Raw genomic sequence first — 19,337 nt, forward strand, 5'->3', positions numbered from 1 at the left:
AGCTATAACAGTTAACCCTAACGACTAGGTGCTAATTGTTTTTTAGGCAATTCGGTGTATTGAGCTACGATTTGCCTAAACTCGTCTCCTTCGATGGTTTCCATATCTAGAAGAATCTCCACTAAGCGGTCGATTAAAGCTCGGTTTTCGCGGATTAGGCGGCGGGATTCTTCGTAGCAGTGAAGCGCGATCGCCCGTACTTGCCTGTCAATCTTAGCGGCCATCTCTTCGGAATACTCCGATCGCGCCATCCAATCTCGACCCAGAAATACCTCGTTATTAGGACTTTCTAGAGCTACAGGGCCTAAATCCGACATCCCGTAGAGCGTTACCATGTCTCTAGCCAGGGCGGTGACGTGCCTGATATCGCTGCCTGCACCAGTATCGATCTCGTCTGGCCCATAGATTTCGGCCTCCGCAGCGCGTCCGCCCAAGGCTACTGTAATCCGGTTTAACAGCAGAGCGCGGCTTCGCAGGCCTTCGCTGTCTACCATTTCGTCGTCGAGGGTAAAGCTGGTAAAGCCTTCAACTCCGCCGGAACGAGGGATGATAGTTACTTTTTCTACGGGGTCAGAATTTGGCAGCAAGGTGGCGACGAGGGCGTGTCCGACTTCGTGATAGGCTGTCATCCACTTTTTCTTACTGTCTAAAAGTGGGTTGAGTTTGAGGCCGATGGTGATCCGATCGATCGCGTCGTTAATTTCGAGGTTGGCGATCGAATCTTTGCGCCGTCTGGCTGTTAAAATTGCGGCTTCGTTGAGCAAATTCGACAAGTCAGCGCCGGAAAATCCGGGTGTGCGGCGGGCGATCGTTTCTAAGGAAACTTCCGGGTCAAGTTTTTTGTTGCGGGCGTGAACTTGCAAAATCCCCAATCTGCCTTTGAAACTGGGCAAATCTACCATTACTTGGCGATCGAAACGTCCCGGCCGCAGCAAGGCAGTATCGAGCACGTCAGGGCGGTTGGTAGCGGCAATGATAATCACGCCGTTGTTACCTTCAAAGCCGTCCATTTCTGTGAGTAACTGATTGAGAGTCTGTTCTCGCTCGTCGTTACCGCCGCCAATTCCTGCGCCCCGTTGTCGGCCTACTGCGTCGATTTCATCGATGAAAACGATACAGGGAGCGTGTTCTTTAGCTTTTTTGAATAAGTCACGCACCCGCGAAGCGCCAACACCGACAAACATCTCGACAAATTCGGAACCGGAGATGCTGAAGAAGGGAACGCCTGCTTCCCCTGCGATCGCTTTTGCCAGTAAAGTTTTACCAGTACCAGGAGGCCCGATGAGCAATACTCCTTTGGGAATTTTTGCACCGATCGCCGTAAAACGCTCTGGTTTTTTCAAGAAAGTGACGACTTCTTGCAATTCTTCTTTGGCTTCTTCAATGCCAGCTACATCATCAAAGAGTACGCCAGTTTTGGCTTCCATTTGAAAGCGAGCTTTCGATTTGCCAAAGTTCATGGCATTTCCTTGGGCCTGAGTTGACCGCCGCAGAATTGCCATTAACACGCCCAACACGAGAAAAATTACCAAGAGATTGACTGCTAGCCCCATTGCTGCACTGTTGTCGCTAGAGGGCTTGACTTCAAAATCTACTTTTTTGGCGCGGATTTGCTCTAAGAGTTCTGCGTTGTACTCAAATAAGCTCACCACTTGCATTGGATCGGTTGGTTTTTGCCCCTCTAACCTGACTTTGGCTAGCCGTTGGGCGGGATCTAGTTCTATTTTGGAGACTTGCCCCTGCTCGATTTTTTGCAGCAGTTGGCTGTAGGTCATGCTGTTTGGCGCTGTGTCGGCAAAGGCTGGCCCTCCCAGCATGACGCTGGAGGAAATCGCCCAACTGGCCAGGATGCGCCACAAGTGCCGCCCAATATTAGCTTGGTGCCTGTCGCTTTTTGCAGCCTGATGACCTATCCACGCTTGTTTCCTAAGACCTTTCATAATTGCGATCGCCTTTTGAGTACAGCCTTAAACCTTATTCTAGTTTAACTTTTTGGCTGGAACCTTGCTCTTTCTGCATACTGAAAGTAGCCAATTTTAAACACTCACCCCAGAACTGTTGGCTGTTTCCACCAAAATCCTGTTAATCTCGGCTGCCGTCAAATTCGGATTAGCTTGCCGCATCAAAGCTACAACCCCAGATACGTGCGGTGTTGCCATCGAAGTACCTGCGTAGTAACGATAGGGAATACCAGGGAAAGATAACGGTACTGTCGAATAAATGTCATCCTGAGTTCGATTTCCCCCTTCTCCTCCTGGCGCAACCACATAATTGAGGACTGTAGTACCCGCAAGGTTGGAGAAGTAAGAAAGGTTCTGATTGCGGTCTACTGAACCTGTGGCAATTCCTACCTCGGAAGCAAAGCGGGCTGGGTAATCTGGGCGAGGGCCGGAGTCATTGCCCGCAGCCGAAACCACCACTACACCTCTAGCTTGTGCAAAGCGAATCAGTTCTAGTTCGTCGGTTTCCAATGTTGTACCGCCCACACTCAGATTAATCACAGTTGCTCCATTTGCGATCGCATACTGAATTGCAGCAAGTTCATTCTCAGTTTTGCCCGATCCTTCGGCGTTAAGTATCCTTAGAGGCATAATCTTGGCATTGGGAGCAACCCCAGTAATACCAACGCCATCTTGTTTAGCAGCAATGATGCCGGATACGTGAGTGCCGTGACTGTTTTCATCCATCGGGTCATTATCGTTATCGATAAAATCCCACCCGTGAAAATCGTCAATAAAGCCGTTGAAATCGTCATCTATCCCATTATTAGCTTTGTCAATTCCGTTGCGATCGACACCAGTCTCGCCTAAGTTTGTCCATATATTGTCTGACAATTCGGGGTGATTGTAGTCAACGCCGCTATCTAGAACCGCGACTATTACATTTTCCCCAGTAATTCCTGTTGCCCAAACTTCGGGAGCTTTGACTAAATCCCGTCCCCATTCATCTCCACCCAAATCAGGAACGTCTGGGAAAGTAGGAGCGTTAGCAGCACGAGCAACGGCGGCCGCTGCATCTACCAAACCAAACCCGAAGCGAGTGTCAAAATTCTGCGTACCGATGCCTTCTGGGTTTCCCCTGCTGGGTGTCGCCGACAAATTCAAGCTGAAATTAGTGTCGCCCTCGTATTGATAAACCTTAACGTAATAGGTTCCTGCGGAAAGGGAATCAATAGTAATTTGCTCTGGTTCTGTATCTGCTTGTTCGGAGGAATCGATAATATCTGTGACATCAATAGATTTGTCGTCGTTGATGTCTTTAATAATGGCAACATCGGCATCAGCGCTCAAATTGCTGAGAACTAATTGGAAATCACTAATAGTAGGAATAGTGAAGCGGTAGATATCCTGTGGTTTATCGATGCTCACGAAGTCACTAACAGTTTTATTGCCGTTAAGTACGCCCAAGTCGCGAGCTTGGTTGAGTTCATTCCCTAATAGATTGGTAGCAGGGAAGAAACCTCCGATGAAGTCATCGGGGGAGGTATTAAGAGCAATTCCCAAAATAGCACCAGACTGCCGAATTTGAATCAGGGTGTCCGTACTGCCGGGAGTCAGGGAAACTTGTTGTAGAGTCAGATCGTCCTCGGTGATGCCGTCAGTTAATCCAATAAAATCAGATAAACTGTCAAAGTCGCCGATAATATCGGCTGCACCTGGGTCTAGTGTTGCTGCATCGGTACGAAGGATGAAGATATCTAGGCCGATGCCACCGACGAGGGTATCTAGGCCGAAGTCGCCTACAAGTATGTTGTCATCGTCGCCACCGATCAATAAGTCATCTCCTCGACCTCCTTGGAGGGTATTGCTGCCTGCTTCTCCGCTGAGGAAGTCGTTGCCTTGACCACCGTTGAGGAAGTCGTCACCGGAACCTCCGAATAGGATATCTGCACCACCACCGCCTAGAATGCGATCGTTGCCAAAGTCGCCACTAATCTGTTCAGCATCGCCTGAACCGACGATGAAATCATTGCCACCCAGGGCAAATAGTCCATTGGGGTAAGGAGCCAAAAAGCCCGGAGTTAAGGTTAAACTGTTGGGGCTGTCGTCTAAAAGATAGGAACTGCCGTCAGCGCTGGGGCCTGCCATAAAGGATGTTCTCGTAAGTTGGTGATTCGATTTTAGATTTTTAGATGTGACTTTGTAGTAAGTTGGCGGTTGCTAAGCTTTTACGCATTGGACTGATGGGCGTTTGAGGAAACTCTTACTTTTATTCTCTTTCCCTTCTTTCCCTTCTTTCCCTAGCCCTAAGCATCCTAGCCCCTAACCATAGACGATGCCCCAGGCTGATAGATCGAGCTTGATGTTTAACACTATCAATAATGGTACAGCAAAACTTTCAGCGAGTTAGCAACTTAATTAAGCCTGTGATTTCGCGCCTCAAGCCATATCTGCGCTATTTCATTTTAGGTGGTACTCTCCTATTTGTCGCTAAGGCTTTTAAAGATCACTGGCAAGAAGTGGCGGCGATCCGCATTGACGAGACGGGTGTTGTCATGCTCGCGATCGCGCTTAGCGTTACTTTACTTTCTCATATCTGGGCGGGTTGGGTGTGGCTATGGATTTTACGAGAATTTAATCAATCTGTTGATACTGTTTGGGGTATCCGAGTTTTCCTGAAAACTAATATCGGGAAGTATTTACCCGGCAATATTTGGCATTTTTGGGGTCGCATCCAAGCAGCAAGAGAAGTCGGAGTCCCGGCAGCAATTGCTACTCTTAGTGTTTTGCTAGAACCGCTGTTGATGGCTGCTGCTGCTTTGCTAATTGCTTCCATCGGCAGTCAGCCAGAAAATCGAGCTTTGCAGGTATTTAGTTTAGTAGCAATTTTGATGACCGTCCATCCCAATATTTTAAATCCCTTAGTTCAATATGTGGGAAAAATGAAAGGTTTAGGGAGTAAAAATCAAATACAGAAAAGCGGTAATACAGATCGGGACAAAAATCAATTAGATAACGGCTTTAATGAATCCGAACAATTACCAATTACCAATTACCAATTACCAATTACTAATTCTATACCCCAAATTAAACGCTATCCCTTCCTGCCTTTATTGGGGGAAATCATTTTTTTAGGTTTGCGCGGGGGCGGTTTCTTAATGACTTTAACTGCCTTGACTTCGATAAATTTTAGCGAGATTCCTCAATTATTTAGTGCTTTTAGTTTTGCCTATGTTTTAGGCTTAGTGATACCAGGAGCTCCGGGAGGATTGGGAGTTTTTGAAGCTACGGCGATCGCACTTCTAGATCGCCGATTTTCTCCAGCATTAATTGTTAGCGCAGTTGCTCTCTATCGTTTTGTTAGTATTCTTGCAGAAGCCATCGGTGCAGGTTTTGCTTGGTTAGATGAACGCCGTTAAGTAAGTAGTCGGACATAATTAAACGTAGGGTGGGCGCTCGCGCCTGAATAATCCTTTACCTTCAAAGCTGCTAACCCAGCATCAAGAGATCTTTCAATAGATGAATCCGGTAAATTAGGATTGGTAGGAGATGCCATGACAGTCCCGAAAAATAGCGTCCTTTCCAAGATAGCCTAGAGCTTACAATCTGCAATAGACATCAGATATTTTTTTACCGCAGGTTGAAGGGCGAACAGGGTTTCACTTTCTGCTTGGACTGTTTCAATTAGCGATCGCCTTAAAAGCGATTCCAGCGCCTTCAGCAATTCTGAATCCCGATCTTGCTGAATATTTGAGTACAAATTTTCACACCCAACAGGCATGACTTCTTTCGCCATGCAGTGTAATAGCTGGATTTCTAATGCTGATAAGCGATTAAACTGCCGAGATAACGTATCGCTATAATCTCCCAGAAACAGCCCATTTCTTAAAAATTTAGCAATGCTGCCGCCAAACATATCCTTAATAGTTGTTGTTACTATTTTTAACGCTAAAGGATTGCCGCTGTATGCCTCTATCAGTTCTGAGTATTCACCTTCTTCAGACACACCCTTGTTTTTAAGGATGTCCGCTGCCGCTTCTCCCAAACTACCCAATTTAAATGACCGTACAGATTGATTTTGACCTTCTAACGCCGCAATTTCTTTGGGTTTTTCGCAGCTAGTCAACAGCAAGCAACTTTGATGCTGCGATTTTCCTACTTGTTTCAGAAATTCCCCATATACTTGATAACCTTTGCGATAATTTCCTGTTAACTGCTCAGTGCTGAAAACAGCTTCCCACTCATCTAAGATTATCAAGCATCGACGCTTTTGTAAACACTGAATCAGCCGCTGGATACCATCAGCGATGATTGTCGGTTCTATTGCATTTGTGGAAGCGATTAGGTTCTCCAAAGAAAATTCTAGCTGCGATCGCTCTCAGAGAGCGATCGCAGCTAGAAAAAATTTTTTTTTAGAGTGACTAACTAACCGCAATTTACCTAAATCGCTTAGCGGTCGATCGGATAAACATTCGATTAAATTTACCAGAGTATCTGCCAATAGAGGTGCATGACTGAGGTTGAGCCAAATCAAGCACTCAAACTGGTCTTTAATCATATTTCTTAGCTTAGATGCTAAAGCAGTTTTGCCAATGCCACCCATACCCAATATAGCAACTAAGCGAGAGTTTTCCTGTAAAATCCATTGCTTTAAGTTAGCAATTTCTGTTGTACGCCCGTAGAAAATAGAGGGATCTACCGCCAGCCCCCATTCAGTTCTATTTTCGATGGGAGTTTGGGGAGTTTGGGCAGAATTTATCAATGTAGAATGCAATGTTTCTGTGCTACTATTTTGTTTATAACCACATATTTCTAGCATAGTTGGGATTTCTTTCCAGTCTTGGGGTTGTTGCAGCGTTAAAACTTCTATGTAGCGATACAGCCCTCTCGATAAATCTACTCTAATACCCGTGCATTTACGATGGAGTGCGGCGGCAATTTCCTGCGGGCTATAATTGCAAAGCAATCCTCGCAGGTACGTTTTTTCTAAAGGAGTGAGTCGCTGCTTTCTACTGCTAGTGTAGTCTTGCTTGGCCGCTGTCAAATCTGCATATAACTGTTCGAGATTCCAGCAAGCCTCAGCCTCTAGAAACTTCTGTGCTGGTATTTGTAAAAGTTTATTTTGGTATGTCATGTATATTCATAATAAGTAAACACTCCGTCAACTCGATACAGCTACTTTGTCAGTCGGAAAAAGTTAGATGCACCTGATGCAACCTTGAAAGCGACTTTAATCTGTTTTGCCAGCTCAAGTCGAACACTTCTTTGCGATTTGAACATAATCTTGCTAAATCATGCGAAACTGTTTAGGTGAAATGCCTGTGTATCGGCGAAAGCACTTTGCAAAATGACTGGGATTGGCAAAGCCACACTCGATCGCAATATTGTTTATTGTCCATTCTGTCTGCTTCAATAGTTGCTTCGATCGCTCTACTCGTTGCTGAATTAAGTAGGCATGAGGAGTCATTCCCGTTGATTGCTTAAACAATCGACAGAAATAGTATTGACTCATACCTAATTCGGCTGAAATTTCTGCTAACGATACATTTTCACTAAAACGATCGTTGATATATTCAATAGCTTGCTTCAGTTTGTATTTGGGCAACCCGTAAGCATATTCCATCAGAATATGCTTACGGGTTGAGTAATATGTTAAGCAATGAGCCGCTAGAGCCGTCGCCATTGAATCCGCATAAAAGCAACTATTATTTGGATGGTTTTCCAATACTGCTGTCAGTGCTAAGATAATTTGCCAAACTAGCGGATCTGGTTTTTTAAGCGTGAGATTAACTTCAACTCGATCTGGGTTTACTGACTCATAGGCGGCATGATTAAGAAATGTAGGCTCAAGGTAGCAGTGAGTGATATCAAATTCCTGACTACACCTAGCCTTAATAGGTGCGTAAGCAGGAAGTATTTCAATGCAACCCGTTTCCTCCTGGTCATGCTGCACTAGGTGACGCTTACCATCAAAGGCTAATTCCATTTCTGTTGGCTGCTTCCAAAATGGAAGACAAATTATATGTTGCAAACCACATATTTCAGGAATTTCCATTGCAGGCAGTTGATAGTGTGCTAGATGAATATTTTTCCATCCCGCGTCATGACTGGAGTGAATAAGCGGGCGCGGAACAAACTTTGAAGTTGCATCTTGTTGAGAATAATCAATAGCTAAGGGTCTTTCTGTTAGCATCCTTTTCGGTCCTTCCAATACCTATGGATCAAATTTTTTTCCAGTAGCTGCCTCATCCTTATAACTACGAGTTATAAGGAAACTTTCTGTATAATATGCCAAATTGAGTAATTCTCAGAAAAATACCTAATAAAACTACTAATAGCTGTTAGGTGACTTATCGGTCTTGAGTATTTTATAAATGTAGAGAGCGGGATTTTATAACACCTGCTGTCAGAAAAGTTAAGAGGACAGCTTAAATGGCATCAATTCAACTGACAAATCGGCTAACTGCAACAGACAAGAATATTTTTACTCCCAACTCGTCTGATGCTACTGGTACAACAACTCGCGCTAAAGATTACCTCTTAGAAGTACAGTTAGTTAATGAGCCTATATCAATCGATCTTTTTAAAGATGCGAGCACCTATGACCCTTACGTGGAAGTCTATCAGATACCCAAAGGCAGCAGGGGTGCGAATCTCGCTGAGACGGGTACTTTTGTTGCTCAGGATGATGATAGCGGCGGCGGCCTCAACTCAAGAATAGCGGCGCTTACAAGTCTGCCTGGTGTGGACTATGTAGTCCGCGTGACTAGCTTTAGTGCGTTATCATCACTTCCTCAGCCTTTCACATTACAGGTTTCAACTCCCAATGGCACTGTCGCCTTGAAAGACCCCGTAACAGGTGTGACTTTAGATGCAGCAGGCAACATCATCCCGGGCAGTGGCGGGGACCCTCTAACAGGCAACCTTCCCGTCCGACGTTTCTTTGACAAGACAGCAGGAGGGCATTTTTATACCACTGACCCGACAGAGAAAAATGAGCGACTGAACAACCCTACTCGTTACCAGAGTGAAGGCGATGAATTTATCGCTCCGGCCGCCGGTAACGCAAAGGTTCAACGCTTCTTCAATACAGCATCAGGAACCTACTTCTATACAAATAAACCTACTGACATACAGTTTGTTCGCGACAACTTACCCCAGTTCCGTGCTGAAGGGGAGGTTTTCAATTCATATAACACGGCAGTTTCGGGTGCGATACCCGTCTTTCGTTTTACTAACCTGGCGAGGGAACGGGAAAATCCGCAAAATATTACACACTTTTACACCGCTAGCGCAGCGACGCGGGCGGTGGTACAGGCGAGGTCAGATTTCCGGGATGAGGGGGTTGCTTTTTATGCTCTTCCCCCGACCTAAGTAGTCAGTTGGATTCATTTAGGTTTAAAAGCAGTAGTAGGGTACGCCGCGCGCACCCTACTTTTTTATCTATCAAACTTCAGGTTCAATTCCAGTATCTTGACCAATAGCATAATCACCTTCTGGATGGAGATTTTGAAGTACAGATTCGAGGGAATCTGTTAATAGAATACTTTGCGGATGCTCCTGAAATTTTTCCACAAACGTACCATCTGTTTCTGGGATTTCAGTATGATCTGGTAAACGAGTAATTTGACCAATTTCCTCGGTAATATAAGTCATGACTTCACCTCAATTATCGGTAATTTCTAAACCAGAAACTACAGGCGCAATCTTATTCAATTTCAAGGCCGGATGTTCGCCTTCCACTTGTTGACAATTCCATTCATTTCTAAACAGTAAAACTGGTCGCCCCCAGCCATCTTTGACTGTCACTGTATTAAATAATCTCCCCACTTTTTCCAGCGCATCCCAACCACCATCAACCCAACGAGCAACGGTAAAAGGTAATAACTCTAACAGCGACTCTACGCCGTATTCATTCTGCATTCGGAATTGCACTACTTCAAATTGTAATTGCCCAACTGCGGCTAAAATTGGATCGCGCTTAGCATCATCTGCCGAGTACATAATTTGTACTGCCCCCTCTTCTTGTAACTCGGAAATACCTTTACGAAATTGTTTGAATTTAGAGGGATTGGGATTTCTCAAATAAGCAAAAAGTTCGGGTGAAAAACAGGGTATTCCTTCATACTCTAGTTTTTGACCGTTGTAAATCGTATCGCCAATTGCAAATACTCCCGGATTATTCAACCCAATTACATCCCCAGGATAAGCAACTTCTATGGATTCCCGATCTTGGGCAAATAACTTTTGAGGTCTTGACAATCGTACAACTTTACCAGTACGAGAGTGATTCACTGTCATATCTTTCTCAAATTTGCCGGTACAAACCCGAATAAATGCCACCCGATCTCGGTGTTTCGGGTCCATATTTGCTTGCAGTTTAAACACAAAACCAGTAAATTCTGGGTAAGTTGGTGGCATTTCGCCCATACTACTTTTGTGAGTTCCAGGCTTGAGGGCATAATCTAGAAACGCATCCAAAAATAACTCCACCCCAAAGTTACTCATGGCACTACCAAAGAATACGGGTGTCATTTTCCCAGCGCGAACTAATTCTAAATCGAGTTCGGAACCGACTGCTTCTAAAAGTTCTAGGTCATCTTTAAGTTGATAGTAAAGGTCTTTCTCTAACAGTTCTTCAATACGAGGATCGCCTAACTCTATAACTGTATCGATCGCCTCCCGCGAACCGTGTCCCGCACGCTCAAATAAGTGAATCTGACCTTGGCGGCGATCGTAAACGCCTTTAAAGCGATCGCCCATTCCAATGGGCCAATTCACCGCATAAGTCTGCAAACCCAATTCTTTCTCAATTTCATCCAACAATTCCAGCGGTTCTCTCCCCGGCCTGTCAAGTTTATTGAAAAATGTAAATATTGGCAAACCGCGCATTCGGCAAACTTCAAACAATTTCCGTGTTTGTGGTTCTAAACCTTTCGCCGCATCTTCTAGCATCACTGCGTTATCAGCGGCGGCCAAAGTTCTGTAAGTATCTTCACTAAAATCTTGGTGTCCGGGAGTATCGAGTAAATTAATCTGATACTTTTGATACTCGAACTGCAACACTGTAGAAGTAATCGAAATTCCCCGTTGTTGTTCCATCGCCATCCAGTCTGAGGTAGCGTGACGCTGGGCCCGCCGCGCCTTGACTGCACCCGCTTCGTGAATTGCACCTCCGTACAGCAGCAGTTTTTCTGTGAGAGTGGTTTTACCCGCGTCAGGGTGGGAGATAATCGCAAAGTTGCGACGACGCTCAACAGCGGTTTGCAGTTCTGTCTCAAGCTCTGTGGTCATAGAAGAATTACAGGGAAAAATCTTGGCCCAGTCTTTATTATAGGAATTATTGGTACTCTTGATTGTCGGTTGCTTGAAGGGTGTCCTTGAGAAGGTGGATTTTGGATGGCAGGATTGGGGACTGGGGGATTTGTTTGTTCAATAGTAAGGTGCGATCGCGATCGCTATACTTGGGTGAGCGCCAACACCTCGATCGGCGATCGGTTAAGCTAAACCATAAATGTCATACCAATTTAAGCTCGACAATAAGTTTGTATAATCCTATTGTTTACTATGTATAATTGAGTTTTACAGGACTTACGCACCCAACCAAAGAAACCGGGTTTTTTAACGAAAATACTTCCTTGTGATTTCTACTCACAGTGATTGTAATTAAGGAATATTACTAAATTAGATTTCACCAAACTTACCATCAAGAAAGTCAATATTAATATAAAAGAATAAGTTATTGACATTAGAGCTTAGAAAGGGTAATAAAAACGGATTGATAGTGCGAACCATTCAACTCTCTTCTTTGGTAAAGTAATTTATCGTTTACAATCATAGGGTGTGACATCAGACACGACAACAAGCAATCCTTTTTAATTATCATCTACTTACCGACTGTTAATCTCTGGCAAGTAAAGGCAAGAATCATGCTCGATAATTGGCATAATTTTTTTACCGCAGGACAGTTTATTCCTCACGGTCATTGCTATCTATGGAAGCCGGGATTAGTCAGGCTTCACGTAGTTTCGGATGCAATAATTGCTCTATCCTACTATTCCATTCCTCTAACCTTAGTACATTTAGTCCGCAAGCGCGGCGATTTGCCTTTTAACTGGATATTTCTCTCCTTTGGCAGTTTTATTATTGCCTGTGGCACGGGACACCTCATGAATATCTGGACGCTATGGCATCCTACCTATTGGCTAGCAGGTTTCCTCAATGCGTTTACAGCTATTATTTCTGCCTGTGTAGCCGTACTCTTAGTGTGGTTAATTCCTAAAATCTTAGCTCTTCCAAGTCCAGCACAATTAGCAGCAGTTAACAGGAAACTAGAAATAGAAATTAAGGAGCGCCAGCAGGCAAGATTAGAACTAGACCAAGCTTACCAGCAATTGACTTTTCATGTCGAGAATTCGCCTGTGGCAGTGGTAGAATGGGATAGTGAATTTCGGGTGAAGCGGTGGTCGCGGCAAGCGGAAAAAATCTTTGGTTGGAAAGCCAATGAAGTGATAGGAAAACACCCTGCGGAATGGCAATTAATTCATCCTGAAGATGCAGAAGCCGTCAGCTCGAGCGTGCTTAAACTTCTCTACGGCAACGAACCTCGTAATATTAGTAAACACCGCAACTATACTAAGGACAATTCTATTATTTACTGTGAGTGGTATAACTCCGCATTTATGGATGAGTCTGGAACTTTGGTGTCAATTTTGTCCCTAGTTCTTGACATCAGCGATAGACTGCGAGCAGAGGAAGGGTTAGTCAACCAAAAGCGCACCTTGAGAACTATTCTAGACCACGCTCCGATTTGGATTTGGATGACAGATACAAAAGGCAAAATGCAATTTGTGAATAAGACTTTTTGTGAAGATATGGGAGTTACTGAGTCTCGCTTTTTAGAGGTTCCTCACTATTCAGAAATTATCGGTAAAGAAGAGTCGGTAAACTCCCTAACATCTGATGCAGCTTGCTGGAGTCAAGACGCACCTCATCACTCAGAAGAAACTCTGCTTTTTGTAGATGGTAAATTTCACGATTTAGAAATCATCAAAGCTAAGCTTAAAGGTGAATCTGGCAAGGCAATTGGTTTAATTGGTTTGGCGGTAGATGTCAGCGATCGCAAACAAGTTCAGTTAGCACTTCAGCAGTCAGAAATTCAATTTAGACAACTCGCTCAGCACGAAGAATTACTCAACCGTTTAGCGAGTCAAATTCGCAATTCTCTAGACCTTGATACCATCCTACAAACAACAGTAAATCAAATTAGAAATTTGTTGCAAATTGACCGCTGCTATTTTCTTTGGTATCGTCCAAAGACGAAAGAATTAAATGCTAAATCGGCGGCGGAAAATATACTCGAAATAACTAAAAAGCTTGACCCAGAGGAAAAAATATCAGTCAACTATTTTACTGATTCTGCCGATAAATCTCGACCCAAATGCCAAATAGTGCCGATAGAAAACTGCTATTGGGAAGTAGTAAATGAAGCCAAGGATACAAGTTTGGATAGTTATATTGGCTTCTATTCTGGCGAACAAATAGGTCGTTGGACAGATCGTTTACTACAACTATCAATCATCCGAGTTAATGATGCTAGTACGTTATCTGAGCCAGAAATGCAGAAATTTTTACTGTCTTTTGGGATGATTTCTTATCTCTCCTTGCCAATTCAAACCCAGTCGGGAGAAATAGGGGTTTTAGTGTGCGGACATCAGAGTTGCGTGCGGGTATGGCCAGACAGTGAAGTAGAACTTTTGCAAGCAGTGACAAATCAATTAGCAATCGCACTCGATCAAGCTGAAATTTACAGCCAAACTCGCCAAGTCGCTTTCCACGCTCAAGCTCAAGCAGAACAATTAGAGCAAGCTTTGCAGCAGTTACAAAAAACTCAAGCTCATCTGATCCAAACTGAAAAAATGTCCTCTCTAGGTCAGATGGTAGCCGGTGTTGCCCACGAAATTAATAATCCGATCAATTTTATTCATGGCAATATTAGCTATACCAGTGACTACGCCCTAAATTTACTAGATTTAGTGGAACTTTACCAAAAATACTATCCCAAACCAACTCCCGAAATTCAAGAGCGGATCGACAATATAGACTTGGCATTTATGAGTGAAGATTTGCCGAAGTTGTTATCTTCAATGAAACTAGGAACTGAGCGAATTCGCTCTATTGTCTTGTCCCTGCGAAACTTCTCACGTCTCGACGAATCAGAAGTCAAAGAAGTTAACGTTCATGAAGGTATTGACAGTACGCTGCTGATCTTGCAAAATAATCTTAAGGAAAAACCAGAAGAGTTAAGCATTCAAGTTATTAAAGACTACGGTAGCTTGCCTTCGATCGAGTGTTGTCCCGGACAGTTGAACCAAGTCTTTATGAATCTACTTGCTAATGCGATCGATGCTTTACATGAGCTAAGACTCAAGCAGAAACAGCAAGAACAACAATCCCCAACACTGAATGCTCAATTACCTACGATTTGGATTCGGACTGAAGTTATAGATAGCGATCGCATCGCTATTAAAATTAAAGACAATGGCCCGGGAATGACTGAGGAAGTGCGGAGTAAGCTATTTGACCCCTTTTTTACTACTAAAGAAGTAGGCAAGGGAACTGGTCTGGGTTTATCAATTAGCTATCAAATTGTAGTAGAAAAACACGGCGGTCAGTTGTACTGCATTTCTGCACTAGGAGAAGGGGCAGAATTTGCAATCGAGATTCCAGTTCGACAGCAAAGTAATAAAAAGTTGATTTCTGGTCTTCCTGTTGCTGAGGCCATATAGTCTTAAAAATTAAAAATGGAACAATGGAACAGCTTCGAGGGGCGAGGCTGTGCTAAAGTTGTGTAAAAAGGAAACTTATAACAAAAGGAGATGGAGGCTAATATGTACGACTCCGACAAGCGGAAACTACTATCAGGTTTGAGTCACGGGGCAATATTTTTCAGCGCTACACTTGTGTCTATCGGCATACCCATAGCTATTTTGCTAGTATCCGACGACCCAGTGGTTAAGGATAATGCCAAAGAATCTCTCAATTTTCACATTAACCTCTACATCTACGGTGCAGTTGCTGGGGTGCTGATTTGGGTTTTAATTGGTTTCCCGCTATTGGTTTTGTTGGGAATTATCAGTTGGGTAATGCCAATTTTGGCTATTGTCAAAATTTTGGCAGATCCCGATCAGCCTTACCGTTATCCTTTTATTTTTCGCCTGGTTTAAGAGCTGATTTTTACTCTTTTTATTCAAACCCGCTTCGGCGGGTTTTGCTTTTGTATTTCATTTTTTGCTGACTGTCATGGATTAGTAATACGGCAGGAGGCAGGAGGCAGAAGGCAGAAGGCTCTTATGTAGAAGGAAAATGCAATACTAGAACGGGTTTGGGCGACCCTTGAATGTCAAGACCGTTGTGGCGGTTGCTATAGTTGTAGGATGAGTGCTTCTCTAATGTATACCCTGAGCGCCACCAATATCTTAACTTTCAGCGCTCACCCTACAACCTAGATTCAGAATTAAAAATTAAAAATTAAAAATTGCTGATTCGCTCTTAATTTTTAATTTTTAACTTTTAATTCTCAATTAACTTTAGCAACTTCAGCTTGGTGCTCTGCTGCTTGTTTAGCATTGATTTTTTGATTGAGTTCGCGAATGCGACGCGAGAGTAGACGGATAATATTGACAGCAATTCCCGGCGTTTCATCAATAGCATCATAGAGCTGCATCTGAGTCAGCATCAAACACTCGCATTTTTCAATAGTCGTGATCGAAGCCGAACGCGGTTCAGCGTCAAACAGGGACATTTCGCCAAAAAAAGTACCCTGTTCTAACTGTGCTAGGTCGCGATCGCCTATATGTACTCTGACTTTACCAGAAACAACAATATAAAGCGATCGCCCTTCTTGACCTTCAGTAAAAATGCTGTATTTAGATGGAAAAGAAAGCTCGTCCATCACAGATGCTAGACGCACGAGAAAATCATCTCGCAGTTCCTTAAAAATCGGAACTCCCCTGACAAATAATAGGCGTTCAACGCTGGTTAACATAAGCCATTGTGGATTTTAAAATTGTTAACTATTAACCGTTAACTGTTAACCGTTAACCGTTAACTGTTAACTGGGAAGGAAAGGCAAAGGAAAAGGGAAATCTGGAGATCGCCCTCTCCTCCTACCCTGGAGCAACGTGAGATTGATGGGAACTGACACCCAACTCTCCCATCATCTGCTGAACTTGAGCTGCTACGAGATGATCGGCATCATTTTGCAGCATCGGTAGCAATTCCACCAGAGCGCGGGGGGAAGCAATTCTCAAGTAGGCGAGCACTGCTTCGCGCACAAACCCCGTTGGGTGGCGCAAACAGACTAAAGTCTGTTCCGCCGTCAGACTCCAGCGAGACTCCCGCGCCAAGTGAAAGCAGCAAGCCAAGGCCCAGTCAGAAAGGAAGTGGCGCAGATCCAATAAACGGCGTAAGCGATCGCTCGGAGCTAGGGGTCTATAAGCTAATAGCTCCGAAAGCCCTTGCAATTTTTCTTGCTCAGAGTGGCGATCGAGGATGTTAATGAGCGCTCGCTTATTAGGCAAATCAACAGTATTATCCAGAATTTCCAGACCTCGTGCCATATTGGACTTAGATTCAGATTGGATATTAAAAGCAGCGGCTTGTATTGCGTCCAAAGGATAAAGGAACTTCATCAGCAAAAAGCAGCGTTCAATGGCATCGGATTCTAGCCCCCGCAGAGCGCGCCTTAGCAATTCTGCATAGTCTGCGGTTAATTGTCCAGAATTATCAGAGCGATCGCTCTCTTCTGCCTGCTGTGGGCCGGTCATCCTCGAAAAATCGATCGTAGCGGCATAAATCTGACCGATAAACATCAGCTCTTGGTCTATCAACAATTCCAAACCACTACGGCCCATGCGGTCTAACACGCCTTCAATTCCCGCTTCTCTGGGCATTTTCAGCAGGATGCGGAGGATATTACGGCGGGATTTACCCCAAGCTGTCATCCCATGACTTACCAAAGCATCGAGAGCTGGAAGCGTGCCAATTTGACCGATCGCTGTCCAAGCTTGGAGCCGTACTAAGTCAGATTTATGGATATCATTGGCTAAATCTACCAACAGGGGAATTGCGTCATTTTCTAGACGAACCAAAGCTTGGAGAGCAGCTTCGCGGGTGGATTTGTAAGATAGACCCCGCAACAGGGATGGGTAGTATTCTTCTAGGTGAGTAGAGGCGATCGCTTCTAGCAAAGCACAGCGAACGCGCAGGGATTCATCTTGGAGTAAGTTAGGGATATAGAGGCGTAGCCCTTGCAAATAGTCAGCTTCTCCCAGAGCCCTCGTACCCATTACCCGTTCCCGCTCTTGTTTATTTGTGAGCATTCGCCGCAGAGTATTTGTTGCTTCTGCTTTTTGTTCGCGATCGCCCCGACGCATAATCAAAGCTGCGGCTGTACCCCGCACCACAGGATCTACAGTCGATTGCAGATAAGGGCGTAATTGGCTGATATCTGGTTCCGGTTCCGTCAGCCAGACATAGCGTAGAGCTAAAGCCAAAACTTCTGGAGGCAAATCCCGCTCAGTTAGAGAGCGCACAGGTTCGAGATAATCTGGATTCGGGTGATTGAGCATTGTTTCCAAGCTCTGTCGCTGCAATGAAGGAGGCAGAATTGCCAGCAAAGGAGCCAAGACTTGCCCCACATTTTTCGGGTCAATTTGGCTCAGTAGTTCAATACAAGAGCGTTTATCTTCTTCTGGACTCGGCTGTTCTAGAGTTGCGATTACAGCTTTTTTAAGAGTAGGTAAATCTACATCCGAAAATCCTAAGCGCCCCCGTTCGGCACTTTTTACCAACAGACCAACATATTGAGAGCGGATTACCCAAATAATCCCCAGCCAGACTGCGGCACTCACCACAATCGCCCCTACCAATATTAAACCTTGAGCATTCTGAAGCTCCCGGCTATCCTCAAACGAAAATAGCTTGCCACTAATCCAAACAACTAGCAGGATAAAGGCCCCAGTCACACCAGTTGATAAAGGCTCTACCACACCATTAACTATTGTCTGTACGTAATTGCGCGTGCTATCTGGTATGGGTTGAAACAGCACCGGCCCGCTAGTTTCTTGGAGAGTATAGTGTAGCAATTCATCTAAAACTCTCAGGATTACCATCCCCACAAACACAGAAAATATCCCCGTGATTGCTCCTACAAAAGAGAGTACGCCTAAGATCGCCGCTCCTGCGGGGAGAATCATTGCAGTCACGAATACGCCAATCCGATCTACCAGACGGCTAGAAGCAAACCACTGAGTACCCACCTGACAGACACTAATTGCACCTTCCAATAAGCCTAAAAATTTTGCAATTTCGCTACCGCCGTCATCTTCGGGATATTGCAGTTCTATTTGCGTAAAAAATTCAAAATCTACAAATACATATAAAACTTCAGCCATTACGAAGAAGCCGACAAGAGGAATAATATAACCTAGCAGCGGGCCGAAAACACTTCCTGCGCTGAAGTCTGGTTGATCCTCATCATCATCTTCATCGTCTACCCAACGGGCAGTATCAGGGAAAGCTTGTTCGTAGCTTTCTGATAGGTAAAATAAAATACCTGCCCCACAAATTACCATTACGCCAGATACAAGAGTAACGTTATCCAGCCCGATGAATTTCAGGAGTACAGGCAGGGAGAAACCTGAGATTACCCCAGCTACTAAGTACCCGCTGCTGACTATGGGGTAAGTGCGTTTGATCTCACGGATATTAAATAGTTGATTCGACGTGATCGAGGTATTGAGGTCGCTCAGGTTATAGCAAGCTTCTACCCACAGCCATGTCATGAATAGGGTAATAAATCCCAATTTCAGGGTCAGTAGCCCGAAGTTAAGCTGGATATCTTTCGCCCCGATACCCAGGCGAAAGAGGAACAGGGGGACTGCCATAAATAGGAGTACGACTACAATCACCCGCCGCAGAGGAATGATTTTTTGCAGCCAGGAATAGGTAAAGCCTAAGCCTGAGCCTGTAGCCGCAGTAGCTATGTATATCCAGGGGAGCTTGTCGGCTCCATATTCGTCTAAAAATAGGCTGATCGTGCTGAGTTCCAGCCAGATCAAGCCTATGGAGGTGACAGTGTAGACTGCGAACATCAGCAGAGTCCGCTCTACTTCTTCAGGACGGAGATTGAGCGATCGCAATAATCCCTGTCCGAACCGGTTTTTGGTCAACCGCTGATTTGTCAGTTCCATGCAGCATTTTATCCCTATGTAGTAGCTTGTCCCCGATCGATCGAGGGAGTGGGAATTGGGAGACTGGGGTACTGGGAGAGGGACAGATGGAGGGACTGAGAGACTGGGGAGGATTTAGCTACCCCTGCTCCCTTGCTCCTCT

General features: G+C 44.6%; 12 protein-coding genes and 1 pseudogene. 4 read left to right on the top strand and 9 right to left on the bottom strand.

The window, feature by feature from the left end:
• Window positions 1-17: 17 nt before the first annotated feature.
• Window positions 18-1,940, bottom strand: a complete 1,923-nt coding sequence (gene ftsH, locus OSCI_RS02330) for an ATP-dependent zinc metalloprotease FtsH (protein WP_007353244.1) — start codon at window positions 1,938-1,940, stop codon at window positions 18-20.
• Window positions 1,941-2,036: 96 nt separating this feature from the next.
• Window positions 2,037-4,088, bottom strand: a complete 2,052-nt coding sequence (locus OSCI_RS02335) for a S8 family serine peptidase (RefSeq protein ID WP_007353245.1) — start codon at window positions 4,086-4,088, stop codon at window positions 2,037-2,039.
• A 233-nt stretch (window positions 4,089-4,321) separates the two neighbouring features.
• On the opposite strand from OSCI_RS02335, the gene OSCI_RS02340 reads away from it, so the two are divergent.
• Entirely contained in the window at window positions 4,322-5,359 is a 1,038-nt protein-coding gene (locus OSCI_RS02340; RefSeq protein ID WP_007353246.1) for a hypothetical protein, read from the top strand.
• Window positions 5,360-5,532: 173 nt separating this feature from the next.
• Here the strand turns inward: OSCI_RS02340 and OSCI_RS02345 are convergent, their stop codons facing one another.
• The 3 genes from OSCI_RS02345 to OSCI_RS02355 all read right to left on the bottom strand — a co-directional run bounded on the left by OSCI_RS02345 (window position 5,533) and on the right by OSCI_RS02355 (window position 8,133).
• Entirely contained in the window at window positions 5,533-6,294 is a 762-nt protein-coding gene (locus tag OSCI_RS02345; protein ID WP_007353248.1) for a hypothetical protein, read from the bottom strand.
• Window positions 6,295-6,318: 24 nt separating this feature from the next.
• The gene (locus OSCI_RS02350; RefSeq protein ID WP_007353249.1) at window positions 6,319-7,074 is read right to left on the bottom strand and encodes an NB-ARC domain-containing protein; all 756 of its coding nucleotides are present in this window, start codon (window positions 7,072-7,074) and stop codon (window positions 6,319-6,321) included.
• Between the two features lie 153 nt (window positions 7,075-7,227).
• On the bottom strand, window positions 7,228-8,133 hold the full coding sequence (locus OSCI_RS02355) for an AraC family transcriptional regulator (protein WP_007353250.1): 906 nt from the start codon (window positions 8,131-8,133) through the stop codon (window positions 7,228-7,230).
• A 239-nt stretch (window positions 8,134-8,372) separates the two neighbouring features.
• Here OSCI_RS02355 and OSCI_RS02360 point away from each other — a divergent pair, with 239 nt between their 5' ends.
• Window positions 8,373-9,314, top strand: a complete 942-nt coding sequence (locus OSCI_RS02360) for a hypothetical protein (RefSeq protein WP_007353251.1) — start codon at window positions 8,373-8,375, stop codon at window positions 9,312-9,314.
• Between the two features lie 87 nt (window positions 9,315-9,401).
• On the opposite strand, the pseudogene OSCI_RS02365 reads toward OSCI_RS02360, so the two are convergent.
• Together OSCI_RS02365 and prfC are read right to left on the bottom strand one after the other, a co-directional pair.
• A pseudogene (locus tag OSCI_RS02365) lies at window positions 9,402-9,596 on the bottom strand (hypothetical protein); the annotation flags it as partial.
• A 9-nt stretch (window positions 9,597-9,605) separates the two neighbouring features.
• A complete protein-coding gene (prfC, locus tag OSCI_RS02370; protein ID WP_007353253.1) occupies window positions 9,606-11,234 on the bottom strand; it encodes a peptide chain release factor 3 in 1,629 nt (542 codons plus the stop codon).
• Window positions 11,235-11,869: 635 nt separating this feature from the next.
• On the opposite strand from prfC, the gene OSCI_RS02375 reads away from it, so the two are divergent.
• Window positions 11,870-14,728 (top strand): PAS domain S-box protein, encoded by a 2,859-nt coding sequence (locus OSCI_RS02375; protein WP_007353254.1) that lies wholly within the window; start codon window positions 11,870-11,872, stop codon window positions 14,726-14,728.
• 102 nt (window positions 14,729-14,830) lie between these two features.
• Window positions 14,831-15,166, top strand: a complete 336-nt coding sequence (locus OSCI_RS02380; RefSeq protein WP_007353255.1) for a DUF4870 domain-containing protein — start codon at window positions 14,831-14,833, stop codon at window positions 15,164-15,166.
• Window positions 15,167-15,519: 353 nt separating this feature from the next.
• Here the strand turns inward: OSCI_RS02380 and OSCI_RS02385 are convergent, their stop codons facing one another.
• Both OSCI_RS02385 and OSCI_RS02390 read right to left on the bottom strand, forming a co-directional pair.
• Complete coding sequence (locus OSCI_RS02385; RefSeq protein WP_007353256.1) at window positions 15,520-15,987, bottom strand: Crp/Fnr family transcriptional regulator; 468 nt, start codon at window positions 15,985-15,987, stop codon at window positions 15,520-15,522.
• 121 nt (window positions 15,988-16,108) lie between these two features.
• On the bottom strand, window positions 16,109-19,195 hold the full coding sequence (locus OSCI_RS02390; RefSeq protein WP_007353257.1) for a hypothetical protein: 3,087 nt from the start codon (window positions 19,193-19,195) through the stop codon (window positions 16,109-16,111).
• Window positions 19,196-19,337: the final 142 nt, after the last annotated feature.

The sequence above is a fragment of the Kamptonema sp. PCC 6506 genome (genome assembly GCF_000180455.1).
Classification (GTDB): domain Bacteria; phylum Cyanobacteriota; class Cyanobacteriia; order Cyanobacteriales; family Microcoleaceae; genus Kamptonema; species Kamptonema formosum.